This is a genomic window from Pseudomonas sp. Q11 (assembly GCF_024494355.1).
Taxonomy (GTDB): domain Bacteria; phylum Pseudomonadota; class Gammaproteobacteria; order Pseudomonadales; family Pseudomonadaceae; genus Aquipseudomonas; species Aquipseudomonas hefeiensis.
Genome location: NZ_JAKNQY010000064.1, coordinates 1 through 1,192, shown reverse-complemented (window position 1 = coordinate 1,192; position 1,192 = coordinate 1). Strand labels below are relative to the sequence as shown.

The 1,192-nt window shown below is 53.8% G+C and carries 1 protein-coding gene; it reads right to left on the bottom strand.

Annotated elements, in window-relative coordinates:
* Window positions 1-37: 37 nt before the first annotated feature.
* The coding region (locus MA884_RS27750; RefSeq protein ID WP_256233480.1) for an integrase core domain-containing protein at window positions 38-1,192 on the bottom strand (1,155 nt) is incomplete at its 5' end.

Sequence of the window (1,192 nt, the reverse complement as noted above, 5' to 3'; positions counted from 1 at the left end):
TGTACGGGACAACCACATGGGTTACAAAAAAGTGCATTCACATAGGTGACACTTTGATTGAAACATAACCGTTCTTCGCATTCCTCGCGTTCACGTGCCCCAAGATCACTGGGCCGAAGATCACGTTCCATACCCCATCACCAACCATCTCCATTCCGATGGTCTGGTGACAGAGCAAATTGCCAACATAAACTCGCAGACCTCCTCGATTGATGATCCCGTTGCTATCGGCGAGGTAGCTCTCGATATGGCTCGCATAAGCCATCTCTGGTAGCGTTTCTGGATACATTCGAGTTGAAGGCGTGTAACAGGCGGCAGGTGTTTTCTGTCCAAGCGCCTCGTGCCCACGTTCGTAATTGTAGTGCTGCAAGAAACGATCAAAGTGACGCTGCTGGGCCTCCCAGGCAATCGCCGGAGGTTGAGGCAACGTACTTTTTAACGTCCGGTGCATACGCTCGTGCCGCCCGTTCTGATCTGGACGACCTGGCTCGATCCGCTCAGGAATGATCCCAAGCCTCATCCACCAGATCGATAGCTGTGACAGCCCCGCACGGCTTGTACTGGCAAACGGTACGCCATTGTCGGTACGAATGCGTTCTGGCAGCCCACATTCACGAAAAACCCGCTCAAAGGTTTGCTGGGTTTCCTTGAGGTTAGTGCTGCCCATGCTCTGGCAAGCCAGTAAAAACCGACTGGCATGATCCATGATCGTCAGCGGATAACACCAAACACCTGCCCCGGTAAGGTACTGCCCCTTGTAATCAGCGCTGAACAGCTGGTTGGGATTTTCTGCCTTACGCAAAGGCTTGGGGTGAACAGCCACTCGTCGGTGCAACGGGCGGGGGGCAATCAAATCAGCCGCCTTGAGGATGTTGTAAATGGTCGTTTTCGAGGGTGGATCCTGATCCGGAAAACGCTGTACAAGGCTGTTCTGAATCTTCTTCGGACCGGGAACCGTCTCGCCAATCGAACGAAGCTCGATGATTGCCTGTTTCACGGCCAGGGGCACCACATAGGTTTGGTTGTGGCGGCAGCGGCTACGCTCATCGAGCCCACCAGGGCCCTCCGTTTCGTAACGTTTGACCCACTTGTACCCAGTCTTTCGACTGACCTCATAGTCCCGGCACAGCTGACTGAGGCTGTGCTTTTTGGACAGGTAATCAGCGATGAACATCACTTTAAGGTCCATAGG